This window comes from Georgenia daeguensis (assembly GCF_039537705.1).
Lineage (GTDB): Bacteria > Actinomycetota > Actinomycetes > Actinomycetales > Actinomycetaceae > Georgenia > Georgenia daeguensis.
Genome location: NZ_BAABBA010000104.1, coordinates 1 through 521 on the forward strand (window position 1 = coordinate 1; position 521 = coordinate 521).

At 70.2% G+C, this 521-nt stretch carries 1 protein-coding gene; it reads right to left on the reverse strand.

Translation table 11 applies throughout. From position 1 onward, the window contains the following. Positions 1-429, reverse strand: a 429-nt coding sequence (locus tag ABD774_RS21615; protein WP_345045860.1) for a hypothetical protein, incomplete at its 3' end; no start/stop codon positions are given. Between the last annotated feature and the right edge of the window lie 92 nt (positions 430-521).

A 521-nucleotide genomic window follows, 5' to 3' on the forward strand; every position in this document is an offset into this window, starting at 1 on the left:
GCCGGAGGCGGCGAGGAGGACGCCCAGGCCCATGACCAGGGCGGCGACGCCGTAGGAGACGACCGAGGTGAACAGCGAGGCGCGCAGGAACGAGGCGTTCATGACGGTGGTGCGCTGGCCCTGGAGCTCCTCGGCCAGGGCGGTGTCGCCGGCCTCCTCGGCGGCGCGGACCTCGGCGCCGAGCTCGGCGTAGGTGCGGCCCTCGGTGGCGGCCATGGCGTGGGTGTTGATGATCTGGGCCTCGGCGAAGGCGGAGAAGGGGCCGTTGACGTCGTCGCCCGGGAGCATCGAGGAGTCCTCGGCGACGGTGATGTTCTGCTCGGCCAGGTTGGTGGTGATCAGGCCCCAGGTGATGCCTCCGGCGAGGACGAAGAGGGCTCCGGCGACGATGGAGACGATGCCGGCGATCTTGGCGATGCTGCTGCTCATGGTGGTTTCCCCGTATCTGCGGGCAGCCACCTGTTGGCTTCCCGCGCGGTGTTCCGGGCCGGTATCGGACCGGCCCTTCTTCCTTACGGGAC